Consider the following 19,431-nt stretch of genomic DNA (forward strand, 5'->3'; position numbering starts at 1 on the left):
GCGAAAGCCGGGACCCAGATTCATCCCCGGAAGCTGGTGTGGTCGCGCCAACGGCATCGCCACATCACCAGAGTCAGCGGGCTCGATCTGGGCTCCGGCTTTCGCCGGGGAAATCGGATTTGAAGAGCTTCTAGGCCAACAGGTCCGCGCAGGCGTCCAGGATGGCTTCGGCGTCCAGGCGGTACTTCCCATAGAGGTCCGGCAAGTCGCCGGACTGACCGAACACCTCCAGGCCCAGAGCCCGCACGCGCTGCCCACGCACCGAGCCCAGCCAGGACAGGGCCAGGGGCGCGCCGTCGGTCAAGGTGACGAGGCCGGCGTCGCGGTCCAGCGAGGCCAACAGGGTTTCAATGGTCGAAGCCTTCGCCCCCTCCCCGGTCCAGCGGGCGCGGCCAGACGCCGTCCATTCGCGGTGCAGGACGTCGGCCGAGGTCACGGCCAGCAGGCCAGCCTCGGGCATGTCCTCGGCCAGGGCCTCGAACGCCGCCAGAGCCTCTGGGGCCAGGGCGCCGCTGTAGACCAGGGCCAGGCGCGCGCCGGGCGCCGGGGCTTTGAGCCAGTAGGCTCCGTCGATCACGCCCTGGCGCCAGGCGTCGTCCGTGCGCTCGGGCTGCTGCAGCACCCGCGTCGACAGGCGCAGATAGGTCGAGCAGCCGTTCGTCGCCTGGATGCGGTCGAAGGCGTGGGCCATCAGCACCGCCGTCTCGTCGGCGAAGGCCGGCTCGTAGGTGTCCAGGCCCGGCTGGGCCATGCCGATCACCGGCGCGTTGATCGACTGGTGCGCACCGCCTTCGGGGGCGAGCGTCAGGCCCGAGGGCGTAGCGACCAACAGAAACCGGGCGTCCTGGTAGCAGGCGTAGTTCAAGGCATCGAGGCCGCGAGCGATGAAGGGGTCGTACAGGGTCCCGACCGGGAACAGGCGCTCGCCGAACAGCGGCGCGGTCAGGCCCAGCGCGGCCAGGGCGATGAAGAGGTTGTTCTCGGCGATGCCCAGCTCGACATGCTGGCCCGTCTCGGCCTTGGACCAGACCTGGGCCGAGGGGATGCGGCGGCGCTTGAAGACGTCGTCGTGGGCGCGGCGCTGGAACACGCCCCGGCGGTTCACGAAGCCGCCCAGGTTGGTCGACACCGTCACGTCCGGCGAGGTGGTCACCACGCGGCCGGCGAACTCGTCCTTCCGGGCGGCGATCTCGAACATCACCTTGCCGAAGGCGGCCTGGGTCGACTGCGCCCCGCCGCCGGTAACGGCCGCCAGCAGTTCGTCGGCCGTCGGCGTCGGGATGGTCGGCGCGACGTGCTGGCGCTCGATCTCGGCGGCGAACGGCGCGCGGGCGACCAGGCCTTTCAGCGCCGTGCGCTCGGCGGCCGACAGGCCCGACAGCGGGTCCCACTCTTCGCCCTCCACGACGCCCAGGCGTTCCCGCAGTTCGGCGATCTGGGCCGGAGTCATCAGGCCGGCGTGGTTGTCCTTGTGGCCCTGGAACGGCAGTCGCAGGCCCTTGACCGTATAGGCGATGAAGAAGCGCGGCCGGTCGTCCTGTCCCGCCTTCTCGAAGGCCTCCAGCAAGGTCTCCAGGCAGTGGCCGCCCAGCTCGGTCATCAGCTCGGCCAAGTCGACGTCCTTGTAGGCCGCGATCAGGGCCAGGGTCTTGGGACTATCGGCCAGGTCGGCGTTCAGCCGCTCGCGCCAAGCCGCCCCGCCCTGATAGGTCAGGGCCGAGAACAGGTCGTTGGGCGCCGTCTCGATCCATTCCCGCAACTTCTCACCGCCCGGCTTGGCGAAGGCGTCGCGCTGCCGCTTGGACCATTTCAGCGTCTCGACCGTCCAGCCGGCGGCCTCGAAGATATCGCCATAGCGGGTGAACATCCGGTCCTGGGTGGTCGCGTCCAGGCTCTGGCGGTTGTAGTCGACGATCCACCAGGTGTTGCGGATGTCATGCTTGCAGGCCTCGATCAGGGCCTCGTAGATGTTGCCCTCGTCCAGCTCGGCGTCGCCCAGCAGCGAGATCATCCGGCCCATCTTCTCCGGCTTCACCGCCCCGCGCGCGGCCAGGTAGTCCTGGGTCAGCGAGGCGAAGGCCGTCATGGCCACGCCCAGCCCCACCGAACCGGTCGAGAAGTCGACGTCGTCCACGTCCTTGGTGCGCGAAGGATAGGATTGCGCCCCGCCCAAGGCCCGGAATCGCTTGAGGTTGTCCAGGCTCTGGCGGCCGAACAGATGCTGGATGGCGTGGAAGACGGGGCTGGCGTGCGGCTTGACCGCCACCCGGTCCTGCGGCCGCAGCGCCTTCATGTAGAGCGCCGTCATCAGGGTGGTCATCGAGGCGCTGGACGCCTGGTGCCCCCCGACCTTCAGACCGTCTCGGCTTTCGCGGAGATGGTTGGCGTTGTGGATCGTCCACGCCGCCAACCACAGAATCCGTTCCTCGAGACGGCGCAGCAGAGCGATTTCCTGCCGCTTGGCCGTTAGATGGCCATCAGCCATGCTTCCTCACCTGCGTTATGCGGGCGAGGTTTGCCCCTCGCCGCTCTTTTCGCGGGCTTCATACTCTTCGATCTGCCGGGCCGTCCACTCCGGAGACTTCGTGAAGCGCGCCAGGAGGTCATAGAACACCGGAACGATGAACAGCGTCAGCAGGGTCGCGAAGATCGAGCCGGTGAAGATCACCGAACCGATCGTCTTGCGGCTGCCCGCGCCAGCGCCTGCCCAAAGCATCAGCGGCAGCGCGCCCATGGCCGCGGCGATCGAGGTCATGATGATCGGACGCAGGCGCAGGGCCGCCGCCTCGATCACCGCCTCGCGCACGGTCAGGCCTTCGTCGCGCAGCTGGTTGGCGAACTCGACGATCAGGATGCCGTTCTTGGTGGCGATGCCGACCAGGATGATCAGGCCGATCTGGCTGTAGGTGTTGATGGTCGAGCCCATGACCAGCAGGCCGAACAGGCCGCCCAGCGCCGCCAGCGGCACGGTCAGCATGATCACGGCCGGGTGGATCCAGCTCTCGAACTGGGCCGCCAGCACCAGGAACACCAGCAGCAGGGCCAGGCCGAAGGCGATGGCGATGCCGCCCGAGCCTTCCAGATAGTCCTTGGCCTGGCCGCCCCACTTGATGCTGACGCCGGGCGCCTGGCGCTCGTTGGCCTGCTCCTGGAAGAACTGCACGGCGTCACCGACGGTGTAGCCGGGGTTCAGCTGGGTGGTCAGGGTCACCGAACGCAGACGATCGACGCGCGGACGGTCCGGGGTGTCGCCGCGCAGCTGTGTGGTCACCACAGTCGACAGCGGCACCAGGGCGCCGGAGTTGGTGCGGACGTTCAGCCGGTTCAGGTCCTCGACGCTGCGACGCTGCTCCAGATTGGTCTGCAGCAGGACGTCATACTCCTGGCCGTTCTTGATGTAGGTCGTGACCTGGCGTGAGCCGAACATGGTCTCCAGGGCGCGGCCGACCGACTGGGCCGAGACGCCCAGGGTGGCGGCCTTGTCCAGGTCGATCTGCACCAAGAGGCGCGGCGCGGTCGGTTCGTAGTCCAGGCGCGGACGCGACAGGCCGGGGTTGTCCTGGGCCTGCGCCAGGATCGGTTTCAGCCAATCGGCCAACTGGATGTAGTCGTTGCCGACGGCGATCAGGTCGACATTGGTGCCGCCGCCACCGCCGCCACCGCCGCCGCGCTGGAACGGACCGCGCACGCTGGCGATGGCGCGCACGCTGGTGATCTTCGAGAGCTCCTTGTTCAGCTCGGCGGCCACCTGGTCGGCGGTCTTCTTCCGCTCGCCCCAGGGCTTCATGACCACGACGCTGCTGCCGCTGTTGAACGAATTGCCGCCAAAGCGCGGAATGGTCAGCAGGATGCGTTCGGCGACGCCTTCGTCGCGGTACTTGGCGACGATCTTCTCGACCTTCAGGCCAATGCCTTCGATGTAATCGTAACCCGCGCCTTCCGGCCCGTTGACCGCCACATCGACGCGACCACGGTCCTCCGGCGGCACCAGTTCCTTGGGGATGTGGGTGAACAGAAAGAAGGCGAAGGCCGCCAGGATCACCACCAGGCCGCCGGCCAGGGCCGCAGACCAGCCGCCCAGGATGCTTTCCAGCGAGGCGCGGTACGAGTTCTTCAGCGCGTCCATGGCCTTGTCGACACGGCGCGCCAGCCAGCCTTCGCCGTGGGCGGGCTTCAGCAGCTTGGAGGCCATCATCGGCGACAGGGACAGCGCCAGCAGGGCCGAGAAGCCGACGGCGGCGGCGATGGCCACGGCCAGTTCGACGAATAGACGGCCGATATAGCCGGGCAGGAACATCAGCGGCGCGAACACCGAGATCAGCACGATCGTGGTGGCGACGACGGCGAAGAACACCTGGCGCGTGCCCCGCTCGGCGGCGACCAGGGCCGGCTCGCCCTCGTCCACCCGGCGCTGGATGTTCTCGACCACGACGATGGCGTCATCGACGACCAGGCCGACGGCCAGCACCAGGGCCAACAGGGTCAGCAGGTTCAGCGAGAAGCCCAGCGGCGCCAGGACGATGAAGGTCGACAGGATGCAGATCGGCGCGACGATCGACGGGATCAGGGCCGAACGCCAGCTGCCCAGGAACACCAGGTTGACCAGCACGACCAGGCCGATCGACAGGCCCATGGTGATCCAGACCTCGTGGATGGCCTCGGCGGTGAACATCGAGTTGTCCACGGCCACGACCATCTTGGTGCCGGGCGGCAGGCTCTGGTTGATGGTCTCGACTTCCTTGCGCACGGCCTCGGAGATGGCGACGTCGTTGGCCTGCGACTGACGGGTCAGGCCGATGCCGACCTGATCGACGCCATTGCCGCGGAACAGACGGCGGCGCTCGTCCGGGCCTTCCTCGATACGGGCGACGTCGCCAAGCCGCAGCACGAAGCCGGAGGCGTCGGCAGGCCGCAACGGCAGGCGGGCGAAGTCCTCGGGCTTGGCGTAGCTGCGAGCCACGCGGATCGTGTAGTCCTTGGCCGCGCTTTCCAGCGAGCCGGCCGGCAGTTCCAGGTTCTGGGCGTTCAGCGCGGTCTCGACGTCGTCCACCGAGACGCCGCGAGCGGCCATCTCGTTGGCGTCCAGCCAGATCCGCATGGCGTAGATCTTGGCCCCGAACAGGTTGGCCTGGGCCACGCCGTCGATGGTCGACATCCGCTCGACCAGGTAGCGGTCGGCGTAGTCGGCCAGCTGCAGCGGATCCAGTGTGGTCGAAGTCAGGTTCAGGATGATGATCGGCGCGCTGTCAGCGTTGGCCTTGGCGATCTGCGGCGGATCGGCCTGGTCCGGCAGGTTACTGGTCACCCGGCTGACGGCGTCGCGCACGTCGTTGGCGGCCGCATCCAGGTCGCGGTCCAGGTTGAAGGTGATGGTGATCTGCGAGCGGCCGTCACGGCTGCTGGAGTTCACGCGGTCGATGCCCTGGATGCCGGCCACCTGGCGCTCGATCACCTGGGTGATGCGCTCTTCGATGACTTCGGCCGAGGCGCCGCGATAGCTGGTCGAGATCGAAACGACGGGCGGATCGACATTGGGCAGTTCGCGGATCGGCAGCGACGTGAACGCCGCGAAGCCGATGACGCAGAGGATGATCGCCGCGACGGCGGCGAAGACGGGGCGACGGACGGAAAGATCGGACAGCATCAGCCGGCCTTGCTTTCGTTTTTCTGGCCTTCGCGCTTCTTGCCTTCGCCCTTGCCACCGCCTTGGCCGCCGCCGATCGGGGCGCCGTCCTGGACGCGGTTCAGACCGTCGGCGACGATCTTGTCACCGGCCTTCAGGCCACTGCGGATCTCGACGAAGCCGTTTTGGGTGATGCCGGTGTCGACGTCGGTGCGACGCGCGACCATGCCCTTGGGACCCTTGGCGATGCGATAGACCGAGGCCTGGGCGCCTTCGAACTGCACGGCCGCTTCCGGCACGGCGGGAGCGTTGCGCACGCCTTGGTCGATGGCGACCTTGACCAGCATGCCCGGCTTCAGGCGGCCACCGGCATTCGGGAACTCGGCGCGGGCCTTGATGGCGCGGGTGGCGGGATCGATGCGGGTGTCGATCTGGGCGATCTTGCCCTGGAAGGTCTCGCCCGGCAGCGCGTCGGGACGCGCGGCGATGGGCAGGCCCACGCGCAGGGTCTGCAGGTAGCGGTCCGGCACCGAGAAGTCGACGCGGATGACCGAGGCGTCGTCCAGGCTGACGATCGGGGTGCCCGCGGCGATCAGCATGCCCGGCGCGACGTCCGAAATGCCGACCCGGCCCGAGAACGGCGCGCGCAGCACGCGGTCCAGCTTCTGGGCCTGGGCGGTGCCGACCGAGGCGCGAGCGACCTCCAGGGCCGACAGGTACTGCTCGGCCGTGGCGCGCGGGGCGATGCCCTTGTCGGCCAGGGTCTTCCAGCGGGCGTAGTCGCGCTCGGCCTGGGCCAGGCGGGCCTTGGCCTCCGAGACGCCGGCGTCTTCCTGGTCGGCCTTCAGCGTGACCAGCACCTGGCCGCGCGAGACGGCCTGGCCGTCGCTGAAGTGCACCGAGGTGATCAATTCCGGCGTGTTGGAGGTGATCGTCACCGACTGACGGCCCTTGGCCGCGCCCAGCACCTCGATGCGGTCGGTGAACGGCTTTTCGCCGACCACCGTCTGCGAGACAGCCGTCGCCCGGCCGCCGCCGCCCGCGCCCTTGGCTTCCTTATCGGCGAAGGCCAGCTTGAAGCCACCCACGACCAGCATGAGGACAACGGCGGCCAGCGCCACCACGAGGAAGAAGTGCCTGCGGATCAAGAAAACGCTCCGGGCGCCGATGACTCGGCGAAGCTAATAAGTGCGGCGAGATATGCACCGCAGCCTAAAGCGGCGTCCAGTGACACGCGGATGACCAACTGTTTCAGTTCTGAAACAAGCTACAGACGTCGCCACAAAGCGAGCACGACGCCGCGATCGCGGGCGGTTTCGCGCCCCGAAAGCGTATCACGCCATCCGGCCTGGACGCTCCAGATTCCCAACGATCGGACGACGGAGAGTTCGGCCTTCAGCCAGCGCGCCTTGATCGTGTCGCGGTCGGTCTGGCCGCCATAGGTTTGCGCCAGCAAGAGCCAGCCCTTGGCGGGTCGCAGGCCCAGCGTGGTGTCGATGCGGGTCTCGTCCGCCAGCCCCTGGCGCTGCAGCCGCGCGGCCTGCAGGTCGACATAGACCTCACGGCCCTTCCAGACGCCCGAGCGGCCGTAGAGGACGCGGGCTTCCAGATCCAAGCTCCCCTGCCCTGGCGCGGCGTAGCCAGCGTTGCGACCCGCCCCCGCCTCGCCCGCGCCGACATAGACGGCCAGGGCCGAGCGGTCGTCCTGCCGGACCGTCCAGCGCAACCCGGCCTCGACCGGTCCGCGCCCGGAGTACTTCACCCACTGATCATGCCCACGCGTGACGCCAGCCTTGGCCTGCAAGGTCAGGCGCGGCGACAAGCCGTGCTCGACGAACACCGAGAAGTTCTCGTCGCGGCGATGGCCGATGTCGACCATCACGCCATCGGGATCGAAACCCTGGTCGGCGGTGGAGCCCTCATACTTGACGATGACCAGCGTGCGCCCCTTCTCCACCGGCCAGGCGCCGGCCAGCGCGGCAGCCGGGCACAGAAAAGCCGCCGCGATCGCCAGGACCGCGACGGCTTTCCAAACCTTCGAAACAAAGCCTAGTCCGCGTAGCCCGGCAGCTCGCGATCCAGCTTGCGCAGGCAGCCCGGCCACGCCAGGCCGCCAATCAGGCCCATGCCCATTCCGGTCTGCTTGCGCACCTCTTCCTGCGCCGCATCGGGCGCCAGGAGGACGTTGTCGCGTCCGATCGAAAGCGCCATGACCTGCTGCGCGCACGCCCGCTCCAGGAAGAACATCCCCAACCAGCACTCGGCCGCCGAGCTGCCCACCGACAGCGTGCCGTGGTTGCGCAGCATCATCAGCTTCTTGGTCTCGCCCAGGTCGGCCACCAGCCGCTCCCGCTCGTCCAAGTTGAGAGCAATGCCTTCATAGTCGTGATAAGCGAGCTGAGGCAAGACAATCAGTGAATGTTGCGTCAGCGGCAGCAGGCCTTCCTTGTGCGCCGACACCGCCACGCCCTGGTCGCTGTGCAGGTGCATGACGAACTGGGCGTCCTCACGCGCGGCGTGGATGGCCGAGTGGATCGTGAAGCCCGCCGGATTGATGTAGTACGGCGTCTTGTCGATGACATTGCCGTCCAGGTCGATCTTGACCAGGCACGAGGCCGTCATCTCGCCGAAGAACATCCCGTACGGATTGATCAGGAAATGATGCTCGGGACCCGGGATGCGGGCCGAGATGTGGGTGAAGATCATGTCGTCCCACCCGTGCAGGGCCACGAGACGATAGAGGGCGGCGAGATCGACCCGCGCCTGCCACTCCGCTTCGCTGACCTTGCCCTTGAGGGACGTGATAGGCAGGGCGCCATCGGCCATGGTGAGCCTCCCGTAGGTTATCATTGTTACCTTGAGGGTCGCGCCGAGGCGAACAGCCGTCAAGAGGCCCGATAAACCCGCCTCTCCGCTTGCCAGCCTGATCCCGCCGTCGGACCGTGCCTTCGAACTAAAGGGGACGAGTCGGAATTCATGCTGACCCTGCTGGGCGTGGCGGTGATCGTGCTGGGCTTTGCCTTGCGCTTCAATCCGCTGCTGGTCGTGATCGCCGCGGCCCTGACCTCGGGCCTGGCCGCCGGTCTCGCGCCGCTGGAGGTGCTGGCCGCCTTCGGCAAGGCCTTCACCACCAACCGCTATGTCACCGTCGCCTGGCTGGTCCTGCCGGCCATCGCGGTGCTGGAGCGGGCCGGCCTGAGGGAACAGGCCCGTCGGACGATCCAGGGGCTGAAGGCGGCCACGCCGGGCAGGCTGCTGATCGCTTATCTGGCCCTGCGCCAGATCTCGGCCGCCCTGGGCATGACCCAGGTGGCCGGCCACGCCCAGACCGTCCGCCCCCTGGTCGCCCCCATGGCCGAGGCCGCCGGCGAGCCTCTCGACGACGAGCAACGCGAGCGGGTCAAGGCGATGACCGCCGCCACCGACAATGTCGGCCTGTTCTTTGGCGAGGACATCTTCCTGGCCATCGGCTCGATCTTGTTGATCGTCGGCTTCCTGGACCAGAGCGGCATCACCGTCGAGCCGCTGCACTTGTCGATGTGGGCCATCCCCAGCGCCATCGCCGCCTTCGCCATCCACGGAGGCCGGCTGATGCTGTTCGACCGCAAGGTCCGCGCATGATCGGCCTGCCGCTCGTCTACCTGCTGGCCGGCCTGATGTTCGCCGCCTTCGCCGTGCTCAGCGCCCTGGACCGCGAGAACCGCAAACGCTTCGGCAACGCCGCCTTCTGGGGCCTGTTCGCGGCCAGCTTCCTGTTCGGCGATCGCTTCGGAGACCTGGGCAACGGCTTCCTCGCCGTAGCCCTGGCCCTGATCGCCGGAACCGGCCAGTTGGGCGTCGGCGCTCCGAAGACCACCAGCGCCGCCGAGCGCGAGAGCCTGGCGGCGACCTACGGCGCGCGCCTGTTCATCCCGGCCCTGGTTATCCCGGTGCTGGTCCTGGTCGGCTCCCTGACCCTGAAGCGCCTGCCGTTCGTCGATCCCAAGCAGGCGACCCTGGTCTCCCTGGCCCTGGCCGCTTTGGTCGCGGCGATTCTGGCCAAGGTCATGTTCCGCCAGCCGGCCCCTGCCCCACTCCAGGAAGGTCGCCGCCTGATGGACCTGGTCGGCTGGGCCGCTCTGCTACCGCAGATGTTGGCCGCCCTGGGCGCGGTCTTCGCGCTGGCCGGGGTCGGCAAGACCATCGGCGAGATCGCGGTGCAGCTGACGCCGGTCGACAGCCGCTTCGCCGTCGTCGCCGCCTACTGCCTGGGGATGGCCGCCTTCACGGTGATGATGGGCAACGCCTTCGCGGCCTTCCCGGTGATGACCGGCGGCATCGCGCTGCCCCTGGTCATCGGCCGCTTCGGCGGCGATCCGGCCGTGGTCTGCGCCATCGGCATGCTGTCGGGCTTTTGCGGCACGCTGCTCACGCCCCTGGCCGCCAATTTCAACCTTGTGCCGGCCGCCCTCCTACAGTTGAAGGACCGCTACGCCGTGATCCGCGCCCAGGCGCCAACCGCGGTGTTGATGCTGGTCGTCAACGTGGTCCTGATGAACGCCCTCGCTTTTCACAAATGAGCCTCGCCCGCTCCACCGCCTCGCGCTTCGCCAAGATCGCCCTGGGCCACCTGACCCGCGAGTATCCCAACAAGCTGGACCACGTGATGGGCAGCGCGGACGACGTCCGCTCGCCGCGTGAGCTGCATCCGATCTTCTTCGGCAGCTTCGACTGGCACTCGTGCGTGCACGGCTACTGGCTCTTGGCCACCCTGTTGCGCCTGCGCCCCGAGATGGCCGAGGCCGAGACCATCATCGCCCTGTTCGACGACGCTTTCACCGACGAGAAGGTCGCCGGCGAGGTCGCCTACCTGGCCCGCCCGGAAAGCCGCGGCTTCGAGCGCCCCTACGGCTGGGCCTGGAGCCTGATGCTGCAAGCCGAACTGCTGCGCCACGACCGTCCCTGGGCCAAGGCCCACGCGCCGCTGGCCGCCGCCTTCAAGGCGCGGTTCGAGACCTTTCTGCCGATCGCCGACTACCCGGTCCGCACGGGCACGCACTACAACACCGCCTTCGCGCTCGTATTGGCCTACGAGTTCGCCGAGATGACCGGCGACCAGCCGTTCTTCAACCTTCTGCAGAGCCGGGCATTGATCTGGTACGGCCAGGACGCCGCCTGCCCGGCCTGGGAGCCGTCCGGCGACGACTTCCTCTCCCCCGCCCTGATAGAGGCCGAGGCCATGCGTCGCCTGCTGTCGCATGAGCGCTTCCAGATCTGGTTCCCGCGCTTCCTGCCCGACCTTGGCCAGAAACAGCCCGCCACCCTGTTCAATCCGGTCCGGGTCAGCGACCGCAGCGACGGCAAGATCGCTCACCTGGATGGCCTGAACCTGTCGCGCGCCTGGTGCTGGCGCACCCTGGCCAGCGCCATGTCCGAGGCCGATCCGGGCAAGTCCCACGCGGTCAACGCGGCCCTGAACCACCTGGCCGCCGCCATCCCGCACGTGTCCGGCGACTATATGGGCGAACACTGGCTGGCCACCTTCGCCCTGCTGGCCCTGGAGAACGGCTAGCGGAGCCATGCAACCCAGGCGATAAGAGCGCTTGCACGAATGTCCGCACACGGTTTACAATCGTTGACAATGCAAGGCGACAAGCACGCGTTAAGGATGAACGCGCGCTCGAGCTCAGGGGCGCGATTCTAGTTCGGGGAGTTCGTCGTCATGCCTGACGCCGCCCACTGCCAGCGTATAGAAATCGCCCACGTCTCCGAAGGTTGGGTCGTCACCGAGGACGGTCGACTGGCCGGACACTTCGACAGCGTCGAAACCGCCTACAAACAGGCCCTCGCTATCTGTGGCGACCTGTTCGAGCGCGGTGTGGCGTCGAAGGTCTACGAGATCCCGGCGCTGGCCTGAGGCTGAACCACGGCGGCGGCCAAGACTCGACGCGCGACCACCGCGTTGGTCGAGCTCGTGCCGCCCTTCGCCAGCCATAGCCGTATCTGGCTGACTAACTTCGCCCGGCGTCGCGGACCTTCACGGGATAAAGCGCGGCCTGGCGGTCCTCGGTCAGGAATACGGCGTCCTCGACGATGGCTTGGGCGATCAGCAGATGGTCGAACGGATCGCGGTGATGTATTGGCAGGCCTCCCAGCGCCCGCAGGTGCGCCGACGCGATACCTAGGAGCGCTACTCCCTCCTGGTTCAAAATCCGCTCGATCTCCTCCAAATCAGCCTCAAGCTTGCCTATTCGGACCTTGATGGCGATCTCCCACAGCGAGACCACGCTGACGATCACTTCGTTTTGGGGCCCATTGATCGTGGCCGTGGCCGCGTCATCCAGTCGAACGTCGTCCAGCAGCCACCACAGCAAAACGTTCGTATCGAGTAGGACCTTCACTCGTTTCGACCTTCGATCGCATCCAGCATGTCATCCGGGAAACGATCGAAGTCATCGGCCATGACGATGCGGCCTTTCAGCAGTCCCGAACGGCGGGGACGGATGGCTATTTTGGTCGGAGCTCGCAGCTCCGCCACGACCTCGCCACGCGACATCACGACAAACGACGCCCCTTGCTGCGTCCGGCGGAGATAATCGCTGAGGTTCTCGCGCAAGGCGCGGACACCCACGGGGATCGCATCGTCAGCCATAATCGGCCTTCCTGTGTACACAAAAGTGTACACCAAGACGCCACAGACCTCAACGCGCCGCACGAGCCCCTGTCGCCACCGCCCATCGAGGCTGCCAGCGACCCTACGGCTGTGTCACAGAAAACAGTACTGCACTCGACCGATGACCAATGTCATTCCCCCTATCGCGTCCTGAAGGTCGCCCCCATCACGTCAATTGGCCTTGTCTTCCTTCTCCTTCTTGGCCTGGTCATGATGCCATTTGATGGAGAAGAACATGCCGACGCCCAGCACTATGATCTTCAATGGGAAGAAGACGATAGGAAACCAATCCACCCAATTCACGATGTCACTCCAGGATGGCATAGAAATAATGCGCATCGCTATTTTCTAAGTGACGGGCTCTCTACCAGCTTCCTTCGCTTGGACATCCTGGACAAAGTGTCCAAGCGCTACATTCAGTTTGATGCTGACTCTGCACGCCTGCTTCTCAGCGGCTGCGGGACCATGCCCGCCGCCAAGAGCGACATGGCGCATCCGGTAGCGCGCAACGGGGATGCGCGCCCCCACCCAACCCTTTACAATCGTTGACAATCGCCAGGCGCTGGTAGGGCTAACATATTCATCAGGGACTGATTTGACGCGCCCGGGAAGGCGCGGACAGCCGGAGCCGCACCATGGCCCAGACCACGCGTAACCAGTTGCGTACCGAAATCCGCACCTACCTGCTGGTCAGCGCCGGCGCTTTCGCCCTGGGCCTGGCTATCGGTTTCGTGGGGCTGGGCGGCCTCTCCTAGGAGAGGCCCCTCAATCGCCAAGGCTAGTCGTCCCGGCCGCCGCTCTTCATCAGGCGCGCCTTGTCGCGCTGCCAGTCGCGCGCGGCTTCGGTTTCACGCTTGTCGTGGTTCTTCTTGCCCTTGGCCAGACCGATCTCCAGCTTGGCCAGGCCCTTGTCGTTCCAATAGAGCTTCAGCGGGATCATCGTCCGGCCGTCGCGCTGCACCGCGCCGATCAGCTTGTCGATCTGCTTGCGGTGCAGCAGCAGCTTCCGGTGACGGCGCGGCTCGTGGTTGAAGCGGTTGGCGTGGCCATACGGCGGGATGTCGGCGTTGATCAGCTTGATCTCACGCCCTTCCACCGAGGCATAGGATTCGGCGATGTTGGCCCGGCCGACGCGCAGCGACTTCACCTCGGTGCCGGTCAGCATGATGCCGGCCTCGAAGACCTCCTCGATGAAGTAGTCGTACCGGGCGCGCCGGTTCTCCGCGATCGGCTTGGTCATTACTCGAGGCCAGCCTCGCGCATGGCGTCCAGGATCGTCGGACGCACGGCGTCGGCGCACGGGACGATCGGCAGGCGAACGTCTTCCGAGCACAGGCCCAGATGCGCCAGGGCGAACTTGGTCGGGCCAGGCGACGAATCCAGGAACAGGGCCTTGTGCAGGCGCACCAGGCGGTCCTGCCAGTAGAGGCCGGTTTCCCACTGGCCCTGCATGCAGGCGTTCATGAAGGCCGCGCAGGCGTCCGGGGCGACGTTCGAGGTCACCGAGATCACGCCGTGGCCGCCATGGGCCATGTAGCCCAGGGCCGAGGGGTCGTCGCCCGTCAGCAGCACCCAGTCGGGACCGCACAGCAGGCGCTGCATGCTGATGCGGGTCAGGTCGCCGGTGGCGTCCTTGATGCCGATGATGTTGGGCAGCTTGGCCAGGCGCGCCAGGGTCTCGTTGGAGATGTCCACGCCCGTGCGGCCCGGCACGTTATAGACGAACACCGGCAGCTCCACGGCGTCGTTGATCGCCTTGTAGTGCTGGTACATGCCCTCTTGGCTGGGGCGGTTGTAGTACGGGGTCACCACCAGGGCGGCGTCGGCGCCGACGGCCTTGGCGTGCTGGACCAGCATGATGGCTTCGTCGGTCGAGTTGCTGCCCGCGCCCGCGATCACCGGCACGCGGCCGGCGGCGGTCTTCACGCACAGCTCGACGACGCGCTTGTGCTCCTCGTGCGACAGGGTCGAGGTCTCGCCGGTGGTGCCGACCGGCACCAGGCCGTGGACGCCGCCCGAGATCTGGCGCTCGACCAAAGCCACGAACGCTTTTTCGTCCACCTCACCGTCGCGGAACGGCGTGACGAGGGCCGGAATGACGCCCTTGAAGTGAGACTGGACCATGACTTGCAAATTGCCGTGAGGAGACGCCGCTTTGCTTGCGGCTGGATGATGGGGGCGGACAATATGTCCCTGCCCCTCGGTCCCGCAATGGGCGCCGCTGGGCAGGTGCGGGATTTGATGGGCCAAGCCGGTCCGGTCAAGCCCCGCCAACCGGTCTTTAAACCTATTAGGGCCTGAATCGTCGCATAGGGGACGGCCTGAGATTCGAGTACAAGCTCTTCGGGGGCTTGGTTAGGAGAGCGTTTTGGCTTCAGTGACGCGTCGGATTCTGCTCGGAGGAGCCTGCATCGTGGCCTTGGTCGTGGGCGCTGCTGACGCCCAGACGACGACGGGCTATGCGACTCCCTACCAGAGCCAGGCCGGCCTGATCACCACGCCGCCGACCGCCGTGACCGGCGCCCTGTCCGACACCGACAGCGCCAACCTCCAGACCGCCCTGGCCGCCGCCAAACGCGGCGACGTCTCGGGCGCGCGCATGGCGATGGATAGCCTGCAAGATCCGATCGCCAAGAAGATCGCCCAGTGGCAGCTGGTCGACAGCAATGCCGAGGCCTTGAGCTTCTTCGAGCTGGACGCCGCCCGCCGCGACCTGGCCGGCTGGCCGCGCGGCGCCCGTCGCGATTCCGCCGCCGAGAAAGCCCTGTCGACCTCGGGCCTGGACCCGGCCCGCGTCATCGCCTGGTTCGGCGGGTCCCAGCCGGCGACGGCCGACGGCGCCATGGCCCTGGCCAGCGCCTGGCAGGCCACGGGCCGAAGCCAGGACGCCACCAACCTGATCCGCCGCACTTTCCGCGACAAGGTGTTCGAGGCCGATGCCCAGCGCAGCATGATCGCGCGCTTCGGCGGCATGCTGACCGCCGACGACTACGCCCGCCGCGCCGACATCCTGCTGTACGGCCAGCAAGGCCCGGCCGCCCGCGACATGGTCGCCATGCTGTCCGACACCGGCCAGGCCGCCGCCCGCGTGCGCATGGCCTATCGCTCGAACTCGGCCAGCGCCAACACGCTCTACAACGGCCTGACGCCGGACCTGCAAGCCTCGCCCGGCGTGGTGTTCGAGCGCGCCGCCTATCTGCGCCGCGCCGGCATGGACAGCCTGGCCCTGCCGATGGTGGTCAACTTTCCGGTCCCGCCGACCGAAGAAGCCTCGACCGCCATCTGGAAGGAGCGCAAGCAGCTGATCGTCGGCGCCCTGAAGGCCGGCAATAGCGCGGGCGCCTATGCCGCCGCCGACAACACCCACGCCTTGGCCCCGGCCGACATCGCAGAGAGCGAGTTCTACGCCGGCTGGATCGCCCTGACCCGCCTGAAGAACCCCGACGCCGCGGCCGCCCACTTCGCCGAGATCGCCGCCGTCGGCGCCTCGCCGATCACCAAGGGCCGCGCCCTGTACTGGCAAGGCCGCGCGGCCGAGGCGCAAGGCGACCCGATCGCCGCCCAGGCCTTCTATGGCGAGGGCGCGCGCTACATCACCACCTTCTACGGCCAGCTGGCCGCCGAGAAGGCCGGCATCAAGGAACTGCGGCTGGACCGCGACCCGGTGATCACCCAGGCCGACCGCGCCCGCTTCTATGGCCGCGAGCAGGTGCGCGCCGCGCGGATCCTGGCCGACATCGGCCAGCGCGACCTGTTCCGCAGCCTGGTCCTCTATATCGACGACACTTTGCCCAACGCCGAGGAGTCGGCGCTGCTGGTCGACATGGCCCGCGGCTATGGCGACCAGGACCTGGCCATGCGCGCGGTCCGCACCGCCGCCCAGCGCGGCATGCAGCTGCCCGAGCGCGGCTATCCGCTGCTGGACCACCATTTCACGCCCGGCGCCGGCGCGGCCGAGACGGCCTTCGTCTATTCGATCTCGCGCCAGGAAAGTAACTTCGACCCGGCCGCCCGCTCGGGCGTCGGGGCGCGCGGCATGATGCAGCTGATGCCGGCCACCGCCGCCATCGTCGCGCGCAAGCTGGGCGAGGCCCACACCGTCGATCGCCTGTCGGACGCCCCCTACAACATGCGCCTGGGCTCGGTGTATCTGGGCGACATGGTCCGCAGCTTCAGCGGCTCGTACATCATGGCTGCTGCGGCCTACAACGCCGGCCCCGGCCGTCCCGCCGCCTGGGCGGGCCTGTGCGGCGACCCGCGTGGCGCGGGCACCGACCCGCTGGACTTCATCGAGTGCATCCCGTTCTCCGAGACCCGCAACTACGTGATGCGGACCCTGGAGACGACCATGGTCTATCGCGCCCGCCTGAACGGCGGCGTCAGCCCGCTGACCCTGTCGTCCGACCTCAAGCGCGGCGGTTATGTCTACACGCCGTCGGTGGCCTCAGCGGACATCGGATCGGCGCAGCCCTAGTCTCCACCATCCGTTTCCCCGGCGAAAGCCGGGGCCCAGATGAAGAGCGCTGCGGCGGGCTCTAGAAGTGCTGCGTCATTCCGGTCAGTCCTGCGCCTTGAGATCTGGGTCCCGGCTTTCGCCGGGAAGATCGGATTGGGGTTAAGCCCGGCGGGCCGCCAGCACCGGCCCGACCTCGGTCTCGACCAGCTCGCCATCCAGCCGGAAGACGTGGCTGAGGATGAACCGCGACAGCGCCTCGCGCGGCTTGCCTTCGGCGACGATGCGGCCGTGATCGACGACGATGATCCGGTCGCAGGACCGGGCCGCCAGCCCAAGGTCGTGCAGGGTCACCACGACGGCCGCGCCGCGCTTGGCCTCGGCGCGTAGCAGATCCAGGGTCAGCAGTTGGGCGTCCGGATCCAGCCCCGCCACCGGCTCGTCGGCGACCAGCAGCGGCGCGCGGGTGGCCAGCAAGCGGGCGAGCAGCACCCGCGCCCGCTCGCCGCCGGACATGTCCAGCACGCCGCGATCTGCCAGGTCCCTGGCGCCCACCCGATCCAGGCATTGCAGCGCCAGAAGGTCGGCCGCTGTGTCGGCCAGGTCGCTCGCGCCCAGGGCCGCGACCATGCGGGCCGGCAGGTTCCAGGCCACACGGCGGTCTTGCAGCAGGTAGCCGACCAGCTTGGCGCGTTCGTCCGGCTTGAGGGTCGCCAAGGCCTTGCCCGACAGCCTGGCCTCGCCCGCCGTCAGCGCCAGCAGGCCCAGGCCCGCGCGCAGCAGGCTGGTCTTGCCCGCGCCGTTGGGGCCGACCACGCCGACCACCTCCCCTGCGGCGACGCTCAGCGAGGCGGCTTCCAGCACCGTCTTGCGCCCTTGGCGGGCGGAGAGGTCCATGAGGGTCCAGGCGCTCATGCCCGCCAGCTCCGCGAGGCGCGCCAGGCCAGCAAGGCGAAGGCCGGAGCGCCGAACAGAGCCGTGACAACGCCCAGCTTCAGCTCCTGCTCGGTCGGGATCAGGCGGGCGGCCAGATCGGCCAGCACCAGCAGGAGCGCCCCGGCCAGGGCGGAGGGCCACAAGATCCGGCGAGGATCATCCTTGACCAGCGCCCGCACCAAGTGCGGCGCGGCCAGACCCACGAAGCCGATCACGCCCGCCGCGGCCACAGCCGCGCCGGTCAGCAGGGCCGAGCCGGCCACGGCATAGACTCGCAGGCGCGACATCGGCAGGCCCGACATCCGCGCGGCCTCCTCGCCCAGGGTCAGCATGCGCAGGCCCTGCCCAGCCCGCACGCACAGAGCCGCCCCCAGGGCCATCGGGACCAAAGCCCGAGCGGCGTCGGTCCAGTCGCGGTTCTGCACCGAGCCCATAAGCCAGGCCAGGATCTCGGCCGTCGCCACTGGCGAGGGCGAGAGGTTGAACACCAGCGCCGTCAGCGCCCCGCCGAACGCCGACAGGGCCACGCCGAACAGGATCAGCGCCTCGGGCTCGCGGAAGCGCGCGGCCAGGGCCACGACCATCGCGCCGGCGGCCAGGGCGCCGACCAGGGCCGACAGCTCGATGCCGCCCGGGACCAGGGCCAACCCCGCCGAAATGGCCAAGGCCGCGCCCAAGCCGGAGACGGCCGAAACACCCAGCACGCCGGGATCGGCCAGCGGATTGCGCAGCAGCCCCTGCATGGTGGCGCCCGCCAAGCCCAGGGCCGCCCCGACCAGGGCGGCGACAGCGACGCGCGGCGCGCGGATGGTCCACAGCACCTCGCCCGGCGGCGAGGCCGGATGGCTCAGCGCCTGGGCGTACTGGGCCAGGGTCAATGGCGTCTCGCCCAGCAACACGGCCAGGATCGCCGCGCCAGCCAGGGCCAGCAGCATCAGGAGACAGAGGCGCACCAGGCTCATCGCGCCGCCCTCGCCAGGGCCTCGGTTCCATCGGCGGCGAACCAGCCGGCGCAGCCGACCACCGACGCCGGCAGCGAGGCCACGGTGCGGGTCTTCACCGCTTTCTGCAGCGCGGCGTGACGGCCAGGCCCCCAGCGGTCGGCGCCGGCCCGGACCATGTCGAACAGCCCCAGCACCACCGCCGAAGGCGGCTGCATGACCATCCGCTCCAGCGACACCGGCGCGAAGTACGGGTCCTTGGTCGCGTTCGTGTAGCCAGCGGCCTTGAACATGGCGTCGACCAGCGTGCCTGAACCGGCCGTAAAACCGCCCGGCGTCAGATACAGCGCCGCCCGCCCCTGCCCCGCGCCCGCCGAGCGGGCCAGTTGGGCGTCCATGCGGGCGATCAGCGCCTCGCCTTCGGGTCGACGGTCCAGGGCGACGGCCACCTTGCGAACATTGGCCCGCAGGCCGTCGAAGTCGGCGGCATCGTCCAGGGCGACGGTGGTGATGTCCTTCTTTTCCAGGGCCTTGGACAGCCGCGCGTCACCGCCCCACAGGCGCACCACGACCTCAGGTCGGGCAGCGATCAGGCTCTCAAACGTCGCGCGCCGCAGCGGCAGGCCAGCGGCCCGGTCACGCATGTAGCTGTCGCGGGAAGCGGCCCGATACGAGAGGCCGACAATCGTCTCGCGCGGCGCCAGGGCCAGAACGTACTGGTCGGCGCACGAGTCGAGCGACATCACGCGCGGCCCAGCCACCGCCACGCCGGGCGCAGCCGCCATCACCGCCAGAAGCGCTAGCAAGGCCTTGGCGGCGCTCATGA

At 68.3% G+C, this 19,431-nt stretch carries 18 protein-coding genes and 1 pseudogene; 6 read left to right on the plus strand and 13 right to left on the minus strand.

Annotation, left to right across the window (positions count from 1 at the left end):
- Positions 1 to 130: 130 nt before the first annotated feature.
- The 5 genes from J7528_RS09600 to J7528_RS09620 all read right to left on the minus strand — a co-directional run bounded on the left by J7528_RS09600 (position 131) and on the right by J7528_RS09620 (position 8,449).
- On the minus strand, positions 131 to 2,485 hold the full coding sequence (locus J7528_RS09600; protein WP_291873342.1) for a transketolase: 2,355 nt from the start codon (positions 2,483 to 2,485) through the stop codon (positions 131 to 133).
- A 15-nt stretch (positions 2,486 to 2,500) separates the two neighbouring features.
- A complete protein-coding gene (locus J7528_RS09605) occupies positions 2,501 to 5,644 on the minus strand; it encodes an efflux RND transporter permease subunit (RefSeq protein WP_291873343.1) in 3,144 nt (1,047 codons plus the stop codon).
- A complete protein-coding gene (locus tag J7528_RS09610; protein ID WP_291873344.1) occupies positions 5,644 to 6,771 on the minus strand; it encodes an efflux RND transporter periplasmic adaptor subunit in 1,128 nt (375 codons plus the stop codon). The genes J7528_RS09605 and J7528_RS09610 overlap by 1 nt, the downstream gene beginning before the upstream one ends.
- Positions 6,772 to 6,890: 119 nt before the next feature.
- Positions 6,891 to 7,580 (minus strand): hypothetical protein, encoded by a 690-nt coding sequence (locus J7528_RS09615; RefSeq protein ID WP_291873345.1) that lies wholly within the window; start codon positions 7,578 to 7,580, stop codon positions 6,891 to 6,893.
- 92 nt (positions 7,581 to 7,672) lie between these two features.
- Positions 7,673 to 8,449 carry a class II aldolase/adducin family protein gene (locus J7528_RS09620; RefSeq protein ID WP_291873346.1) on the minus strand — a complete coding sequence of 259 codons (777 nt, stop codon included), beginning with the start codon at positions 8,447 to 8,449 and terminating at the stop codon, positions 7,673 to 7,675.
- Positions 8,450 to 8,599: 150 nt separating this feature from the next.
- Between J7528_RS09620 and J7528_RS09625 the strand changes: the two genes are divergently transcribed.
- The 4 genes from J7528_RS09625 (at position 8,600) to J7528_RS09640 (ending at position 11,519) form a co-directional block, all read left to right on the plus strand.
- Complete coding sequence (locus J7528_RS09625) at positions 8,600 to 9,244, plus strand: DUF969 domain-containing protein (RefSeq protein WP_291873348.1); 645 nt, start codon at positions 8,600 to 8,602, stop codon at positions 9,242 to 9,244.
- Entirely contained in the window at positions 9,241 to 10,182 is a 942-nt protein-coding gene (locus J7528_RS09630; RefSeq protein WP_291873349.1) for a DUF979 domain-containing protein, read from the plus strand. Before J7528_RS09625 ends, J7528_RS09630 begins: the two co-directional genes overlap by 4 nt.
- A complete protein-coding gene (locus tag J7528_RS09635; protein WP_291873350.1) occupies positions 10,179 to 11,174 on the plus strand; it encodes a DUF2891 domain-containing protein in 996 nt (331 codons plus the stop codon). The genes J7528_RS09630 and J7528_RS09635 overlap by 4 nt, the downstream gene beginning before the upstream one ends.
- Before the next feature lie 150 nt (positions 11,175 to 11,324).
- Positions 11,325 to 11,519, plus strand: coding sequence for a hypothetical protein (locus J7528_RS09640; RefSeq protein ID WP_291873351.1), 195 nt, complete (start codon positions 11,325 to 11,327; stop codon positions 11,517 to 11,519).
- Positions 11,520 to 11,613: 94 nt separating this feature from the next.
- Here the strand turns inward: J7528_RS09640 and J7528_RS09645 are convergent, their stop codons facing one another.
- The 3 genes from J7528_RS09645 to J7528_RS09655 all read right to left on the minus strand — a co-directional run bounded on the left by J7528_RS09645 (position 11,614) and on the right by J7528_RS09655 (position 12,614).
- Complete coding sequence (locus J7528_RS09645) at positions 11,614 to 12,003, minus strand: type II toxin-antitoxin system VapC family toxin (protein ID WP_291873352.1); 390 nt, start codon at positions 12,001 to 12,003, stop codon at positions 11,614 to 11,616.
- The gene (locus J7528_RS09650; protein ID WP_291873354.1) at positions 12,000 to 12,254 is read right to left on the minus strand and encodes a hypothetical protein; all 255 of its coding nucleotides are present in this window, start codon (positions 12,252 to 12,254) and stop codon (positions 12,000 to 12,002) included. The genes J7528_RS09645 and J7528_RS09650 overlap by 4 nt, the downstream gene beginning before the upstream one ends.
- Before the next feature lie 192 nt (positions 12,255 to 12,446).
- Positions 12,447 to 12,614 (minus strand): hypothetical protein, encoded by a 168-nt coding sequence (locus J7528_RS09655; RefSeq protein WP_291873356.1) that lies wholly within the window; start codon positions 12,612 to 12,614, stop codon positions 12,447 to 12,449.
- A 256-nt stretch (positions 12,615 to 12,870) separates the two neighbouring features.
- Between J7528_RS09655 and J7528_RS09660 the strand changes: the two are divergent.
- A pseudogene (locus J7528_RS09660) lies at positions 12,871 to 13,030 on the plus strand (hypothetical protein).
- 23 nt (positions 13,031 to 13,053) lie between these two features.
- Here the strand turns inward: J7528_RS09660 and smpB are convergent.
- Complete coding sequence (gene smpB, locus J7528_RS09665; protein WP_291873358.1) at positions 13,054 to 13,515, minus strand: SsrA-binding protein SmpB; 462 nt, start codon at positions 13,513 to 13,515, stop codon at positions 13,054 to 13,056.
- Positions 13,515 to 14,399 carry a 4-hydroxy-tetrahydrodipicolinate synthase gene (dapA, locus tag J7528_RS09670; RefSeq protein ID WP_291873360.1) on the minus strand — a complete coding sequence of 295 codons (885 nt, stop codon included), beginning with the start codon at positions 14,397 to 14,399 and terminating at the stop codon, positions 13,515 to 13,517. Before dapA ends, smpB begins: the two co-directional genes overlap by 1 nt.
- 244 nt (positions 14,400 to 14,643) lie before the next feature.
- Here dapA and J7528_RS09675 point away from each other — a divergent pair, with 244 nt between their 5' ends.
- A complete protein-coding gene (locus J7528_RS09675) occupies positions 14,644 to 16,749 on the plus strand; it encodes a lytic transglycosylase domain-containing protein (RefSeq protein ID WP_291873362.1) in 2,106 nt (701 codons plus the stop codon).
- 141 nt (positions 16,750 to 16,890) lie between these two features.
- Here J7528_RS09675 and J7528_RS09680 read toward each other — a convergent pair whose 3' ends face one another.
- Genes J7528_RS09680 through J7528_RS09690 form a run of 3 tightly spaced genes read right to left on the minus strand, consistent with a single transcriptional unit; the run spans position 16,891 to position 19,429 of the window.
- Positions 16,891 to 17,643, minus strand: a complete 753-nt coding sequence (locus J7528_RS09680; protein ID WP_291873363.1) for an ABC transporter ATP-binding protein — start codon at positions 17,641 to 17,643, stop codon at positions 16,891 to 16,893.
- Complete coding sequence (locus tag J7528_RS09685; RefSeq protein WP_291873500.1) at positions 17,640 to 18,680, minus strand: iron ABC transporter permease; 1,041 nt, start codon at positions 18,678 to 18,680, stop codon at positions 17,640 to 17,642. The genes J7528_RS09680 and J7528_RS09685 overlap by 4 nt, the downstream gene beginning before the upstream one ends.
- On the minus strand, positions 18,623 to 19,429 hold the full coding sequence (locus J7528_RS09690; RefSeq protein ID WP_291873364.1) for an ABC transporter substrate-binding protein: 807 nt from the start codon (positions 19,427 to 19,429) through the stop codon (positions 18,623 to 18,625). The genes J7528_RS09685 and J7528_RS09690 overlap by 58 nt, the downstream gene beginning before the upstream one ends.
- Between the last annotated feature and the right edge of the window lie 2 nt (positions 19,430 to 19,431).

This window comes from Caulobacter sp. (assembly GCF_017744445.1).
Classification (GTDB): domain Bacteria; phylum Pseudomonadota; class Alphaproteobacteria; order Caulobacterales; family Caulobacteraceae; genus Caulobacter.

Coding starts and splice junctions, on each gene's coding strand:
- J7528_RS09600 (WP_291873342.1), bottom strand. CDS start 2,485: ATGGCTGATGGCCATCTAACGGCCAAGCGGCAGGAAATCGCTCTGCTG.
- J7528_RS09605 (WP_291873343.1), bottom strand. CDS start 5,644: ATGCTGTCCGATCTTTCCGTCCGTCGCCCCGTCTTCGCCGCCGTCGCG.
- J7528_RS09620 (WP_291873346.1), bottom strand. CDS start 8,449: ATGGCCGATGGCGCCCTGCCTATCACGTCCCTCAAGGGCAAGGTCAGC.
- J7528_RS09625 (WP_291873348.1), top strand. CDS start 8,600: ATGCTGACCCTGCTGGGCGTGGCGGTGATCGTGCTGGGCTTTGCCTTG.
- J7528_RS09630 (WP_291873349.1), top strand. CDS start 9,241: ATGATCGGCCTGCCGCTCGTCTACCTGCTGGCCGGCCTGATGTTCGCC.
- J7528_RS09635 (WP_291873350.1), top strand. CDS start 10,179: ATGAGCCTCGCCCGCTCCACCGCCTCGCGCTTCGCCAAGATCGCCCTG.
- J7528_RS09640 (WP_291873351.1), top strand. CDS start 11,325: ATGCCTGACGCCGCCCACTGCCAGCGTATAGAAATCGCCCACGTCTCC.
- J7528_RS09650 (WP_291873354.1), bottom strand. CDS start 12,254: ATGGCTGACGATGCGATCCCCGTGGGTGTCCGCGCCTTGCGCGAGAAC.
- J7528_RS09655 (WP_291873356.1), bottom strand. CDS start 12,614: ATGCGCATTATTTCTATGCCATCCTGGAGTGACATCGTGAATTGGGTG.
- smpB (WP_291873358.1), bottom strand. CDS start 13,515: ATGACCAAGCCGATCGCGGAGAACCGGCGCGCCCGGTACGACTACTTC.
- dapA (WP_291873360.1), bottom strand. CDS start 14,399: ATGGTCCAGTCTCACTTCAAGGGCGTCATTCCGGCCCTCGTCACGCCG.
- J7528_RS09680 (WP_291873363.1), bottom strand. CDS start 17,643: ATGAGCGCCTGGACCCTCATGGACCTCTCCGCCCGCCAAGGGCGCAAG.
- J7528_RS09690 (WP_291873364.1), bottom strand. CDS start 19,429: ATGAGCGCCGCCAAGGCCTTGCTAGCGCTTCTGGCGGTGATGGCGGCT.